General features: G+C 64.7%; 9 protein-coding genes. 3 read left to right on the forward strand and 6 right to left on the reverse strand.

Annotated elements, in window-relative coordinates; genetic code table 11:
* Window positions 1–12 precede the first annotated feature (12 nt).
* Window positions 13–2,700 carry a bifunctional acetate--CoA ligase family protein/GNAT family N-acetyltransferase gene (locus ABHM97_RS15505; protein ID WP_349471390.1) on the reverse strand — a complete coding sequence of 896 codons (2,688 nt, stop codon included), beginning with the start codon at window positions 2,698–2,700 and terminating at the stop codon, window positions 13–15.
* Window positions 2,701–2,755: 55 nt separating this feature from the next.
* Here ABHM97_RS15505 and ABHM97_RS15510 point away from each other — a divergent pair, with 55 nt between their 5' ends.
* Window positions 2,756–5,281, forward strand: a complete 2,526-nt coding sequence (locus tag ABHM97_RS15510; RefSeq protein ID WP_349471391.1) for a DNA gyrase/topoisomerase IV subunit A — start codon at window positions 2,756–2,758, stop codon at window positions 5,279–5,281.
* A 47-nt stretch (window positions 5,282–5,328) separates the two neighbouring features.
* Here ABHM97_RS15510 and ABHM97_RS15515 read toward each other — a convergent pair whose 3' ends face one another.
* Window positions 5,329–5,721: a VOC family protein gene (locus ABHM97_RS15515; RefSeq protein WP_235520486.1), complete on the reverse strand. Its 393-nt coding sequence runs from the start codon at window positions 5,719–5,721 to the stop codon at window positions 5,329–5,331.
* A 128-nt stretch (window positions 5,722–5,849) separates the two neighbouring features.
* On the opposite strand from ABHM97_RS15515, the gene ABHM97_RS15520 reads away from it, so the two are divergent.
* Window positions 5,850–6,368: a DinB family protein gene (locus tag ABHM97_RS15520; protein WP_349471392.1), complete on the forward strand. Its 519-nt coding sequence runs from the start codon at window positions 5,850–5,852 to the stop codon at window positions 6,366–6,368.
* Here the strand turns inward: ABHM97_RS15520 and ABHM97_RS15525 are convergent.
* Genes ABHM97_RS15525 through ABHM97_RS15540 form a run of 4 tightly spaced genes read right to left on the reverse strand, consistent with a single transcriptional unit; the run spans window position 6,365 to window position 13,523 of the window.
* Entirely contained in the window at window positions 6,365–7,375 is a 1,011-nt protein-coding gene (locus ABHM97_RS15525; RefSeq protein WP_349471393.1) for a GNAT family N-acetyltransferase, read from the reverse strand. The genes ABHM97_RS15520 and ABHM97_RS15525 overlap by 4 nt on opposite strands.
* A gap of 9 nt (window positions 7,376–7,384) precedes the next feature.
* Entirely contained in the window at window positions 7,385–10,810 is a 3,426-nt protein-coding gene (cydD, locus tag ABHM97_RS15530) for a thiol reductant ABC exporter subunit CydD (RefSeq protein ID WP_349471394.1), read from the reverse strand.
* 6 nt (window positions 10,811–10,816) lie between these two features.
* On the reverse strand, window positions 10,817–11,914 hold the full coding sequence (gene cydB, locus ABHM97_RS15535; protein ID WP_349471395.1) for a cytochrome d ubiquinol oxidase subunit II: 1,098 nt from the start codon (window positions 11,912–11,914) through the stop codon (window positions 10,817–10,819).
* Window positions 11,915–11,933: 19 nt separating this feature from the next.
* Entirely contained in the window at window positions 11,934–13,523 is a 1,590-nt protein-coding gene (locus tag ABHM97_RS15540) for a cytochrome ubiquinol oxidase subunit I (protein ID WP_349471396.1), read from the reverse strand.
* Between the two features lie 281 nt (window positions 13,524–13,804).
* Between ABHM97_RS15540 and ABHM97_RS15545 the strand changes: the two genes are divergently transcribed.
* Window positions 13,805–14,191 (forward strand): BlaI/MecI/CopY family transcriptional regulator, encoded by a 387-nt coding sequence (locus tag ABHM97_RS15545; protein ID WP_211714067.1) that lies wholly within the window; start codon window positions 13,805–13,807, stop codon window positions 14,189–14,191.
* Window positions 14,192–14,196: the final 5 nt, after the last annotated feature.

Here is a 14,196-nt window from a genome sequence, read left to right on the forward strand (position 1 = left end):
CCGTCCCTGTAGCTAACCCCGCATGGCCCGCCGGGCACTGTCCGTGCGCTGGGCCGCGTTGCCTATCCAGACATCGGCAGCCAGGATCGTGGCCCCTGACGGCCCGGCCAGCACCGGATTGAACTCAACGAGCGCAATGCCCGGGTGGTCGTCCTTGAGCTTGGCCAGGCGGGCGGCAACGTCCTCCAACGCTTCAACGTCCACTGCCGGCAGCCCCTGGTAACCGAAGAGTTTCCGGGACGCGCGTGGTGAACGGATCACGTCATGCAGGTCCGCCGCGGAAAGAGGTGGGACCCTGTGTGCCCAATCGTCAAGCAGGTTCACGGCATCACCGGCAAGCCCAAAGGAGAGCACCGGGCCGAGCAGGGGGTCTTCCATGGCACGGAAAGTGCACGCCTGCCCCACCGGTGCCATGGCCTGCACTTCCAGCGCCGGTGAACCGTAGGGTTCGAGCGCGCGACGCATCTGGGCAATGTTTTGCCGCAGCGATTCAGGGTCCTGGATGTCAAGCCGGACGCCGCCCAGGTCCAGCCGATGCCGCAGGGCTGGATCCGTGGTCTTCAGGACCACAGGCCATCCGGCCTTTTCCGCTGCGGCCACAGCCTCGTCCGGCGTACCGAAACCGAAGGTGGGGACCACCTCGATGCCGTAGCCGCCCAGCAACGCGGCGGCAGCACCGGCGTCGAGCTTCCGCAGTTTCTCGCCGGTCACTCCGGCGAGCATCGCTGCGAGGGTCTCGCGCGTGCCATCCACGTCGCAGCCAACAGGTTCGACGAAAAGCCCCTGGTCACGGTCACGCCATTGCGCGTACCGGACGATAGCCGCCAAGGCAGCGACGGCGGCGCCGGCGTTGGAGAAGCACGGCAGCGCCGGTTTCCCCGACAAACCCACCATGCCCTCCACATGAACCGAAAAATCCAGGATCCCCGTGAAGGCCGCCACCACCGGCTTGCCCGCCTCGGCGCTGCATTCGGCCAGTACTCCCGCCAAGGCCTCCACTGTGAGGCCACGGGCCGGGAGGAGGGCTGCAACCACTGCGTGGACGGACTCGTCCGCCAAGCTCTCCTGGAGGCTGGCCCGCAGGGCCGGCAACGCCAACGACATGCCGGCGTCAAGATCGACGTCGGTCACCAGGCGGTTGACGTCCAATCCGAGCGGAACCGCGGTGTCGGCGACCACTTTGCCGAGCGCCACGGAATTCGAATACACAGCAAGTCCCGGCCCTTTGGGCAGCGCCTGCGTGGACACGATCTGGGCGATGTCCATGAGCTGCTCGATGGTCTCGACACGAATGACGCCCGCCTGCCGCATCATGGCGTCCACCGCCGCTCCCGGTGCCTGCGTGGTCCGGACCTCGTGGCCCGGCGGCAGGCTGAGCCCGGTGACGTCGGACTTGGCCACGATGACCGGTTTGCTGCGGGACAGGCGCCGTGCCAGACGGGAGAACTTTCTGGGGTTGCCGATCGATTCCAGGTAGAGGCCCACAGCGGAGGTATCGGCGTCGTCTTCCCAATACTGCATGGCGTCGTTGCCTGAAACGTCCGCGCGGTTGCCGGCGGAGAGGAAGGAGGACAACCCGAGCCGACGGCGGCTGGCTGCCGCGTAAACCGCCACTCCGACCGCTGCCGATTGGCTGAACAAGCCCAGGCTGCCCCTGGGCGGCATGGTGGGGGCCATGGAAGCGTTCACCGACACGGACGGGTGGGTGTTCAGGATCCCCAGGGACTCCGGACCGATGACGCGCATGCCATTGGCCCGGGCGCGCCGGACCAACTCGTGCTGGCGGAGCAGCCCTCGTTCGCCATCGTCGGCAAAGCCGGCCGTTGCCACCACAATGCCCTTCACGCCCGCTGCGGCGCAGTCGTCCACCACCTTGGGCACCTCGTCGTAGGGAACGGCGATGATGGCCAGCTGCACCGGGTCGGGGATCTCGGACAACTTGGCATAGGACATCATGCCGGCCAGTTCCAGCGCTTCCGGGTTAACGGCGTACACCGGCCCCGTGAAGCCCCCTTCGATGATGTGTTCGAGCAGCTGGTAGCCCACCGTCCCCCACTTGCGGCTGGCACCAATAACAGCAACCGACGACGGCGACAAAAGGTCGCGCACGCTGCGCGCCTCGGCGCGGTGCTCACGGGCCTCCATGACGGCACGGGATTTCTCCGTGGGGTCGATGTTGAATTCAACGCTGACCACGCCGTCGTCGAATTGCCTTTTGAGGTCATAGCCTGCGTCCGCGAACACCATCAGCATTTTCCGGTTGTCCGGGAGGACCTCGGCGGTGAAGCGGCGGATGCCGTTTTCACGGGCGGCTACGGCCAGGTGCTCCAGGAGGATCGAGCCAATGCCCCGGCCTTGGTGTGCGTCGGAAATGTTGAAGGCGACTTCCGCTTCCAATGGATCGTCCAGCCGGTCGTAGCGGCCAATGCCCATAATCTCGCCACCGATGGTGATCACGAATGCCACCCGGTTGATGTGGTCCACTTCGGTGAACCGCCGCACTTCCTTGCCGGAGAGCCTAGGCTTGAAGGAAAAGAACCTCATGTAGATGGACGCCTGGGACTGGCCGGCGTGGAATGCCTGCAGGGCATCGGCGTCCTCGGGGCGTATCGGCCGCAGATGCGCCGTGCCGCCGTCGCGCAGGACGACATCGGCCTCCCAATATTCCGGATAAATGCCGACGCCGGGCTGATCCACCATAGGCTTAGCCTAGCTAAAACATCCGCAGTACGACTTTCAAGGATCCACCACCCACATGGCCCGCAGCCAAACTCCCGCACGCAAAGGCGAGCCCCTCGGCGATTTCACCGAGAACATCGTCGATATCGACGTCACTTCCGAGATGGAAGGCTCCTTCCTGGAGTATGCCTACTCGGTGATTTATTCGCGCGCCCTACCTGACGCACGCGACGGATTGAAGCCTGTTCAACGGCGCATCCTGTACATGATGGCGGACATGGGTTTGCGCCCTGACCGCGGGCACGTCAAGAGCGCACGCGTGGTGGGCGAAGTCATGGGTAAGCTCCACCCGCACGGCGACGCCGCGATCTACGACGCCATGGTGCGCATGGCCCAGGACTTTTCGCTGCGCCTGCCGCTGATCGACGGTCACGGCAACTTCGGCTCGCTCGACGACGGTCCAGCCGCCCCGCGTTACACGGAGGCCCGGCTCGCGGCTGCTGCCCTGACCATGACCGACCACCTCGACGAAGACGTGGTGGACTTCGTCCCCAACTACGACAACCAGTTGACGCAGCCGGACGTCCTCCCGGCCGCGTTCCCCAACCTTCTTGTCAACGGCACCACAGGTATCGCTGTGGGTATGGCCACCAACATGGCTCCCCACAACCTGGTGGAGGTCATCGCCGCTGCGCGTCACCTGATTGCCAATCCCGATGCCACGCTCGAGGACATCATGCGTTTCGTCCCCGGACCTGACCTCCCCACTGGCGGCCGGATCGTGGGCCTGGACGGAATCCGTGACGCCTACGCAACGGGCCGCGGCTCCTTCAAGACCCGCGCCAAGGTGGAGGTGGAGCAGCTCTCCGCCCGCCGCACCGGGCTTGTGGTCACTGAGCTCCCCTACATGGTGGGCCCGGAAAAGGTCATCGAGAAGATCAAGGACGCGGTCAACGCCAAGAAGTTGACGGGCATCAGCGATGTGGTGGACCTCACGGACCGCAACCACGGCCTCCGCCTGGTCATCGAACTGAAGAACGGTTTTAACCCCAACGCCGTCCTCCAGCAGCTGTACCGCTATTCGCCGATGGAAGATTCCTTTGGCATCAACAACGTGACCCTGGTGGACGGCCAGCCACAGACACTGGGCCTGCTGCAGTTGCTCCAGGTGTACGTTGAGCACCGCCTGAACGTGGTGCGCCGCCGGACCTCGTTCCGCCTGGGCAAGAAGAAGGACCGCCTCCACCTGGTGGAGGGCCTGTTGATCGCGATCATGGACATCGACGAGGTCATCCAGATCATCCGTTCCTCCGACGAGGCCTCGGCTGCGCGCGAGCGGCTGATGTCCATCTACGACCTCACCGAAATCCAGGCGAACTACATCCTGGAACTGCGCCTGCGGCAGCTGACCAAGTACTCGCGGCTGGAACTGGAGAAGGAACAGGACGAGCTGCGCCGCGAAATCGAAGCACTCGAGGCCATCCTCGCCTCCGACGAGCTGCTCAGGGACCTCGTGTCCGGCGAGCTCGGGGTCATCGCCGAGAAGTACGGAACTCCCCGGCGCACCGTGCTCCTTGAATCCGAGGCTGTGTCGCCCACCGTGGCCGCCGCCCTCGCGGCCGCGGCACCGGGGCCCAAAGGCAAGGCGGCGGCACTTCCACTCGAGATCCCGGATGACCCCTGCTGGGCTTTGCTCGGTGTCTCCGGGCAGATCGCCAGGACCTCCAACCAGGAAACGTTGGCGGAGGCCGGACCGCGGGCGAAGCACGATGTCTTCCGTTCGGTCGTGAAGACCACAGCCCGCGGCGAAATCGGTGCCGTAACGTCCCAAGGCCGGATGCTCCGGCTGCAGGTGATGGACATGCCCGTTCTGCCACCCGTCTCTGGCCTGCCCAACCTGGCGGGAGGCGTGCCGGCCAAGGACTTCATCACCTTGACCAAGGGCGAGGCCTTGGTTGCGTTTGTGCCCTTGGACTCCGTCCTTGCGATCGGAACGGTCCAGGGCGTCGTCAAGCGCGTACAGCCCGATTACCCGCTTAACCGCGAGGATTGGGAAATCATCGCGCTGAAGGAAAAAGACTCGGTACTTGCCGTGGAGCCTGCGCAGGAGGACGACGTCGATCTCGTCTTCGTGACCAGGCAAGCCCAATTGCTGCGGTTCAGTGCCTCCAACGTCCGCCCGCAGGGAAGGACGGCAGGGGGCATGGCAGGTATCAAGCTCGCACCGGGCGACCAGGTCATCCACTTCGGTACTGTGCGCGCCAACGATCCTGCCGCCGTCGTGGTGACCATTGCCGGCACTACTGGCGCCCTTCCCGGAACGGCACCGGGAACCGCCAAGGTGACGGCGTTCGAAGAGTATCCCGCGAAGGGCCGCGCGACGGGCGGCGTCCGTGTGCACCGCTTCCTCAAGGGCGAAGACATGCTGCTGCTGGCCTGGGCTGGCCATGGCCCGGCCAAGGCGTCCTCCGCTGCCGGTGTGGCCAGGGCACTGCCCCACGAGCATGGGCGAAGGGACGGTTCGGGAGTTCCGTTGTCACAGCCTGTGGAAGCAATCGGTCCGAGCATGGCTTGGCCGGAAGAGGGCAACACAGAGGCATAAACAAGGGCCGGCGGTGACTAACCGCCGGCCCTCATTTATCTGCCAAGCTAACCGTTTCCACCCATTTGGTTCAGGCTCAGTATGTTCCCCTCGGTGTCCAGGAACCACGCGGCGGCGCTTCCGTCGGGCATGGTGGCGATGCCGTTTTCCGTCTTGAGGCCAGGGAAGTCGTAGTCTTCGAAGGCCACTCCCTTCCCGCGCAGCTCCTCGACGGTGGCTGCGACGTCATCGACCATCCAACCCATCTGGGTATTCTTTGCGGTCCCCGCGTTCGGTGTCTCGTACAGAAGGAAACCGGTGCCATCACCGCACCTGTACTGGAGGTTGTCATCCGCGTCCGGATTGTCTGGCTCGAGTCCGAGTTTCTCACTGTAGAACCCGCGGGCCCGCTTCAGATCCTGCGCCGGTAAAACGGCAGCCACTTGCTGATCTTTGAGCATGATTCTCTCTTTCCGGCTCTCCTCCCGGAACGAACTTTACTCCTGGCCGTGATGGGAAGTAATTGGAAACCGACACCGTTTTTTGGCTTTGGCCGGGACGTCCGCGCGGTTCAGCTTAGACTGGCGACATGCCGATCATCCCTGATGAAAAAGACTGGACCTGGGTGCTCTCAGAGCCCTGCAATGAGTGCGGTTTCGATCCCGCTACGGTGACCCCGTCGACAGTGCCGGGCACCGTCCTGAACATGCTGCCGAGGTGGCGGGCTGTTCTGCGCCGCGAGGACGTTGCGGTACGTCCCAACGACCACACCTGGTCCACTTTGGAATATGCGTGCCATGTGCGCGATGTTTTTAGCCTGTTTGACCAGCGGTTGAACCTGATGCTGACCGAGGACGACGCACAGTTCGCCAATTGGAACCAGGACCAGGCGGCCATCGACGGCGAGTACGGCTCGGCGGATCCCCGGACCGTCGCTGACGAACTGGAAACCGAGGGCGCCACCATCGCTGAGTCCTTCGCCCGGGTCAGTGAAGAAGAGTGGGGGCGGACCGGGACGCGCAGCAACGGCTCGGCCTTCACCGTACTCACATTCTCCCAATACTTCCTGCATGACGTCGTCCACCACCTGCACGACGTGGACGGCTAGAGCATCTTCTCCCACGTCATGCTGCGGTTGACCGGCTCATAGCCCATACCCAGGTAGAGCTCCAAGGCGCCGGTCGGGTTGGCCGAGTCAACGTCAAGGGAGGCCACATCCATACCGGCCAGCGAGTATCGCCGCATGGCGTCTGCCAGCAGGGCCTGGGCGATTCCCCTGCCCCGGTAGGCTCGTCGAACGCCCAGGAGTTCGGTGTAGCCCTCCTTGAAACCGCTGCTACGTGCCGCCTCGGGGTCGTGGCTGGCCAGTTGGTAACCCACAACGTCTCCCGTGGCCTGGTCCAGCACGACGGTGCTCAGATCATGCCTGGCGGTGGGTTCTTCGATAGTGAACCGCCATGCTTCCTTGTCCCTGGGTTCGCTCCCCCAATGGTCACGGAAAGCATCGTTGTGGGCCTGCCGCACCGATTCGAACAGGGGCGGTTCGAGCGTCCGCAGTTCGAGCCCGCTTCCCAGGGGAGCATGGGGCAGTTCAGTTGCCAACGTCCGGTGCATCTCGTTGAACCAGCGCACCGCTCCGTATCCGTGCCCCATCAGCAGGGCGGCTTGGTGTTCGTGTTGCTCTTCAGTGCGGATGCGAAGCCTTGGCGGCGCCGTCGTGTGTCCCGCTTCCTGGTCCTCGTCGAAGCGCTGGCGCACTTGCGCTTCCTGCCACAGCAGGATGGTGGAGCCTATGCCGCGCTGCTGCCAGGCCGGGTCAACGCACGCCATTCCCGTGGCTTTGTCGCCCTCCGGGTTCTTGGTGATGCGCCCGTAAGCCCGTGCCACGCCGTCGGCGTCGAAGCCCAGGAGCGTACTGGCCTGCGGAGGATTCCTGCTGGACTCGAGGACATGGATCAGGTCCCCTTGCTTTTCGTACCAGGCAGGATGTTCGACGGCGGCCGTCCTGGCGATCAGCCCGGCCCAATTGTCCAGGTCCTCCATGGAGGCAGGCCTCCAGTGGAGGCCTGTCATGGCGGCGTCGGGCATGGCTTGGCGTGCTGCTTCGAAAGGCATGCCAACAGGCTACTGAGGGGTAGTCCTTCCCACCAGCTCCGCCGCGCCCGCGCCGGGGCCCACGGCAGGACCCACGGCAGCTACCGACGAGCCCAGCTCCAGGCGTGCGTCCGAGGGATCGATATCCTCGGGATTGTGGGTGACAAGGACCACGGTGACGTCCTTGAGTCCTGCCCGGAGGATCGCCATCATTTCGCGGGCTGCGCCGGCATCCAGATGCGCCGTTGGCTCGTCCAGAAGCAAAATGGAGGCCCCGGTGAGCAAAGTCCTTGCCATCGCGAGCCGCTGCCGTTCGCCGCCGCTGAGGAAGGACCCTTCGGGTCCTATCCGCGCGTCGAGCCCGCCGGGCAGGGTCTCCACCAAAACGTCCAGTCCGACGTCGGCCAGCGCCTTATGCATGTCCGCCTCAGCCGGTTTCGCCGCCGCGGGCCGGCTCAGCAGGAGGTTCCCACGGATGGTGGAATCGAAAAGGTGCGCCTCCTGCGGGCACCAGGCCGCCGTCCCCGTCATTTTCGCCGTTCCCTGCGTCAATGGCAGGAAGCCCAGCAGCACCGACAGGAGGGTGGATTTTCCTGCCCCGGAGGGCCCTGTCACCGAGAGCCAACGGCCGGGTCCGGCTTCCACCGTGAGGCCAGCGAACACGTCCGGACCCCCGGGCCATGCTGCGGCCGCGTCCCTCAATTCGAGTCCCGCTTTGCCGTCGCGTTCAGGCAGCGGCCGCGGGCCGCCGTCGGGGTCTTCCGGAGCGGTCCCGGATGCGGCGTCCAGGGCTCCGGACGCGGCAACGCGGCCCAGGACGGCTGCGAGCGCGGGGGCTTGACGCACCGAGGAGACGATGCCCCCGAAGGGTTCAACCAGCGCCAGCAACATCAGCACAATCACGGCTACGAGTTCGGGTGCTGCGGAGCCGTCGGCGACAGAGGGGGCGCTGAGGACACCCGCCCACAGGGCTGCCAGCGAGCAGGCCAGGACGATCACAGCTTGCCCGAGCCCCTCGGCCCATGCCGAACGCTGGGCGGAGACGGTGGCTGCGCGGTCCTTGTTGCGGAGCTCCCGAAGGACGGGCTCACCCACTCCGTTGGCAGCGAGGTCTGCCCGTGCGTCCAATGCCGCAGCGACTCCCTTCAGTACCACGGAGCGCATCTGCTGTTCTGATGTTGCGGCGTTCCTGTCGGCCAGGACGGCGAGGAACGGAGCAATTGCCAGGCCGATGACAGACGCCAGCACCACGGCGGGAACTGCTGCGGGCATGACCAGGGCAGTGGCGATGATGGCTGCTCCGCTTACTCCCACTGCGGTGACCGGAGGCAGTGCAACGCGGGGCAGGAGGTCGCGGAGGGTGTCGACGTCGTCCACCACCGACCCCAGGACGTTGCCGCCCTGAAGGAGCCGGCGAAGGGACAGCGCCCTCCGGCTCAGTGTTGCCCACAGTGCGCCCCGGAGGCGGGTCATGGCAGCGAAAACGGCGTCGTGGGTCAGCAGGCGTTCGCAGTACCGCAGGACTGCCCTGCCAATTCCGAAGAACCGTACACCCACTATTGCGCCGAGCAGGTAGAGGATGGGCGGCTGTTCGCTGGCCCTGATGATCAACCATCCTGACAACCCGGAAAGGGCTACGGCGAACAACGCGGCAAGGACTGCTACGGCACCCGCGGCGGCGAACTTCCAGCGGACGGGCTTCAGGACCCCCAGCAGGCGTCGCAGGCTTCCGGTCCGGTACATGGCCGGATTGATGCCGTCCGGCCGTGCGGAAGTACCCGCGACGGTTCCACGCATGGATTCCTCATGGTTCCCAACGACGGCGGGGCGCACGGGGCCCTCCCCCGCCCGTGGTGCCGGCAAGGGGTGCTTGCGCCCCACGGACACCACGTGGTCGGCGAGCGCCCGGGTGGCGGCGTCGTGGGCCACCAGGATCACCGTGACCGAACCGCGGAGTGATTCCATGGCGTTTCGCACGACGCTGGCAGAGTAGTGGTCCAGGTGTGCGGTGGGTTCGTCGAGCAGCAGCACGGTGGCTCCGGCTTCCACGCGCGCGAGCCCGCGGGCGAGGGCTACACGGCGCAGTTCGCCGGGGCTCAGCTCAGCGGGGTGTTTGTCGGCGAGATGGTCCGCCGCGGTCCGTTTCAGGACACGTGCCACAGCTGCGTCACTGTTGCCGGTGTATCCCTCCAGGTAAAGCTCGACCTCCTGCTGGACGGTTTCCGCTGCCATGACAGGATGCTGCGGCACCCATGCCACGCTCCCTTGTCCTGCTCCCCTGATGTGTCCAGTGACTGCGGTGCCCGTCCCCGGACCGATCAGCCCGGCCAGGACGCCCAGGACTGTGCTCTTCCCTGCCCCGCTGTCCCCGTCCAGGGCGGTGATCCTGCCCTGTTTCGCGGTAAAGCTGAGGGGTCCGACGGCGGCCGCTGACCTGCCGCTGTACGTCACCGAAAGGTCAGTCACCACGGTGTCTTCCGGCCCGGGAAGGGCGGGAGTTTCCTGCAGTCGCTGGTGCGCGGGTGCTTCCAGCACGGCATGGGTGGTTTCGAGCGCGGCTCGGCCATCGTCGCTGGCGTGGTGGGCCGTACCCAGTTCCCGGAGCGGCAGGTAGCAGTCGGGGGCAAGAATCAATGCCAACAAGCCTGCTTCGAGTGCCATGTCCCCGGCCACAAGCCTGACACCGATGAACACGGCCACAACGGCTACGGAGATCGTGGCTATGAGTTCCAGGGCAAGTGCCGAAAGGAAGGCCGTGCGGAGAGTTCCCATGGTGCGGCTGCGGTATTGCTCGGAGATATCCTCCAAGGCTGCGCGTTGCTCACTGGCGCGGCCCAGGCCCACCAGGACCGGCAGGCCTTTGGCGAGTTCAAGAATGTGCCCGGACAGTTTCCGCAAGGTGGTCTGCGCGTCGCGGACACTGTCCTCGGTGTGCCGGCCAATCAGCACCATGAACAGCGGAACCAGGGGCACGGTCAGGACGATCACCAATGCGCTGACCCAGTCGGCGAACAGGATACGGGCGCCGATCAACAGGGGCACCGTTGCGCAGTTCACCAGCGCCGGCAGGTATTGCGTGTAGTAGTCGTCCAGGGCGTCCAGTCCGCGCGTCGTGAGGATCGCCAGGCCGCCGTCGTTCATTCCCTCCACCGGCGAGGCGGCGCCGTCACCCAGTGATCGCCGCAGCAGGCTGGCGCGCAGCTCCTCTTTGACGCCCAAGGCGGCCCGGCGGGAGGCAATGCCCTGCCCCCACACCGTCAGCGAGCGCAGGACAGCTCCCACGGCGCCCCAGATGAGTCCGCTGTTCCAATCCCCGGACCCGGACGCCAGGCCTGCCAGCATCACCGCCACGGCCTGCGCCATCAGCACCAGGGACAGGGCCTTGAGGGCGGACAGCAGCCCGATCGTGTAGAGGGCGGATCGGGTAACCGGGCCGGAAGGGAACACTGGTTTCATCGGCGTTCAGGCTCCCGGGTGGGTTGGCTTGCCGGACTGGGTACCGGCCGGACCCGGTTCCTTGGACACCAGGACTTTCGCGGCGATCGCAGGCAGGAACCCGTGCGCCTCGGGGATGTGCGCTGCACTGACGCGACGCCGGAATACCCAGTACGTCCAGGATTGGTAGGCAATGACCAGCGGCAGCCCCACGGCGGCAACGATACTCATCAGGCCCAACGTGTAGTCCGAGGACGAGGCGTTGGAGATGGTCAGGTTGAAGGCGGGATCGATCGTGGAAGGAATGACCACCGGGAACGCCGCACCGAAGATCGAGGCCGTGGCGCAGACAATGAAAGCGCCGAGGGCGCCAAATGCCCGGCCTTCGGATCCTGCCCGGGCCAACTGCCAGGCCAAGACCACGGCTACCACCGCGGCTGCCACCAAGGCCCAGGTCAACGGCTTCCCGCTCAGGAACTGCACCGCCAGCATCCAGCCGAACATCGGCAGCACGGCAACCGGGACCAGCCGCACAAACCAACGGCGCGCCCGATGCCGGACATCGCCGTCGGTCTTCAGTGCCAGGAAGGCGAGGGCATGAACCAGGGCGAACGCCACAACGCCGAATCCGCCCAGGAGCGCGTACCCGCTGAACCAGGACATGGGACCGCCCACACGGTCACCGTTATCGTTCAACGGCAGGCCCGTTGTTGTCAGCGCCAGGGCGGCGCCGATACCGAAGGCGGCAACGAAGGAGCCGACGGCGATGGCCCAGTCCCAGCGGTTGCGCCACCGCGCGGAGTCAACCTTGCCCCGGTACTCGAAGGCGACCGCGCGGAAAATCAGGGCCGCGAGAACACACAGCAGCGGCAGGTACAAAGCCGAAAACAAGGATGCATACCAGAGGGGGAATGCGGCGAAAGTAGCACCGGCCGCAGTGAGCAGCCACACTTCATTCCCGTCCCATACCGGACCAATCGTGTTCAACAGAACACGGCGGTCGGTGTTGTTGCGGGCGAACAGCTTCATAAGCATGCCGACGCCGAGGTCAAAGCCCTCCAGGAAGAGATAGCCGGTCCACAGAACGGCGATGGCCACGAACCAGATAGTTGGCAACAGTTCCATTGTCAGTTTCCCTTGGCTTCTAGTAGGCGAATGCCAGGACGTCGTCGCCGGACTTGTCCGGGCCGTCGTCGCTCTTGTCGTGCTGGTCAGAGTCCTTGGCATGCGCAAGTTCAGGCATCGCCGACGCCACTCCGCCGCGGATGTACTTGACCAGCAGCTTCACTTCAACCACCAGAAGCACGGCGTAGATGGCGGTGAGGACCACCAGCGAGGTCATGAGCTCTCCCGCACTGACCCCCGGCGAGACAGCTGCTGCTGTAAACATGAAGACCTGGTCGATGCCGTTCATGTCAGGATTCGGGGCCACCACGAACGGCTGGCGTCCCATCTCCGTGAAGATCCACCCGGCCGCATTGGCACCGAAGGGAGCAAGAATCCCGAAGACCGCCAGGCGCATGAGCCACCTCGACTGGGGCACCACACCCTTGCGGGTGACCCACAGGGCCAGCAGGGCCGCGAGGGCTGCGATGCCACCAAAGCCGATCATCATGCGGAAGCCCCAGTAGGTCACTTCCATCACGGGAACATACTGGATCTCCTGGCCGGCGCGCTCGCCGTACAGCGGGTTGTCAGGCAGGTGGGTGCCGTACTTTTCCTTGTATTCACCGAGCAGGCTATTGACGCCCTTGACCTCGGTGGTGAAATCGCCCTTGGCCAGGAAGGACAGGATGCCCGGGACTTCGATGACGGCCACAATGTCGTCACAGTTCGAAGCACCGAGGTTGCCCACGCTGAGCACCGAGAACCCAGTGCCATCGTGGCAGGCGGCTTCCGCGGCGGCCATCTTCATGGGCTGCTGTTCAAACATCAGCTTGCCTTGGAGGTCGCCGGTAATCGCGGTCCCCGCGAAGGAAATCATGGCCACTACGGCACCGATCCTCAGCGACCTCATCCATACCGTGTAATCGGCCTTGTCGCGGCCTGGAATTGCAGCCTCGCCCGGAATCAGCTTGCCGTCGGCACCCACAACGTCTATTCCGTCGTGACGCCTGCGCCACAGGTGGTACCAGGCGATTCCCAGCAGGAAGGCACCCGCAACGGCCAGTGCGCCGAACAAGGTGTGCGGCACTGCGACCAATGCTGTGTTGTTGGTAAAGACTGCCCACGCATCTGTCATGACGGGTCGGCCATCCACCATCTCCACACCAACAGGGTGCTGCATCCAGGAGTTCGCCACGATGATGAAGTAGGCGGAAAAGACCGATCCGATCACTGCGATCCATAGGCAGGCCAGGTGCACGCCACGCTTGAGCTGTTTCCAGCCGAAGATCCACAGTCCCAGGAACGTGGACTCCACGAAGAAGGCGAGCAACGCCTCGAGCGCCAGTGGCGCGCCAAAGACATCGCCCACGAACCGGCTGTACTCACTCCACGCCATCCCGAACTGGAATTCCTGCACGATGCCGGTTGCCACGCCCATGATGAAGTTGATGAGGAACAGCTTCCCCCAGAACTTGGTCATGCGCAGGTACTCGGCCTTACCCGTGCGGTACCAAAGGGTCTGGATGATGGCTACCACCAGGCCGAGGCCAATAGTGAGCGGCACCATCATGAAGTGGTAGACGGTAGTGATGCCGAATTGCCAGCGTGCGATTTCCAAAGCGTCCATGGCTGTCCTTTGTGCGGTGGACCGAAGTGCAGTGACGATACTTCTACGTTGCGTAGAAAACGTATCTTCTACACAGTGTAGAACAAATGGCGGTCGACCCAACCCATTCTTCAAGTGGCGTTACGCATGCGCAAGGCCTTCCTGCAGCCTGCGACGCGCCGACAGTTCTACTTGACGTAGAATGGAGAGTTGAAAAGCGGTAAATTAGTGAATGAATGTTGGATCGTCGCACCGGGCAGCAGAAGTGCTGTTGTTGGGATGCGGAAGGTAGGGACGTATTGATGGCAAGTCTTGGGGAACTGGAACGGGCAGTCATGGATCTGCTCTGGGCAGGCCAGGAGGCTGCAACTGCCAACACCCTGCGCGATCTCCTCGCGCAGGATTCCGAAGCCGGCGATGGCTCGGCAGGGCACCAGGGCAAGGACCTGGCCGTAACCACGGTTCTTACTGTCCTTTCCCGGCTGGAAAAGAAGGGCCTCGTGGAGCGTGAGCGCGGGACCCGCCCGCACCGCTACCAGGCCGTTTCCAGCCGCGCAGACCACACCGCCGAGCTCATGCACGAAGTCCTTGGCTCCGCTCCGGACCGGGAAGCCGTCCTCGCCCGATTCATTGGCTCCGTCACTGAAAGCGAAGCCGCAACACTGCGCAAACTGCTCGGCTACAATTAGCCACT

The sequence above is a fragment of the Paenarthrobacter sp. CAP02 genome (assembly GCF_040137855.1).
In the GTDB taxonomy this organism is placed as follows: Bacteria; Actinomycetota; Actinomycetes; order Actinomycetales; family Micrococcaceae; genus Arthrobacter.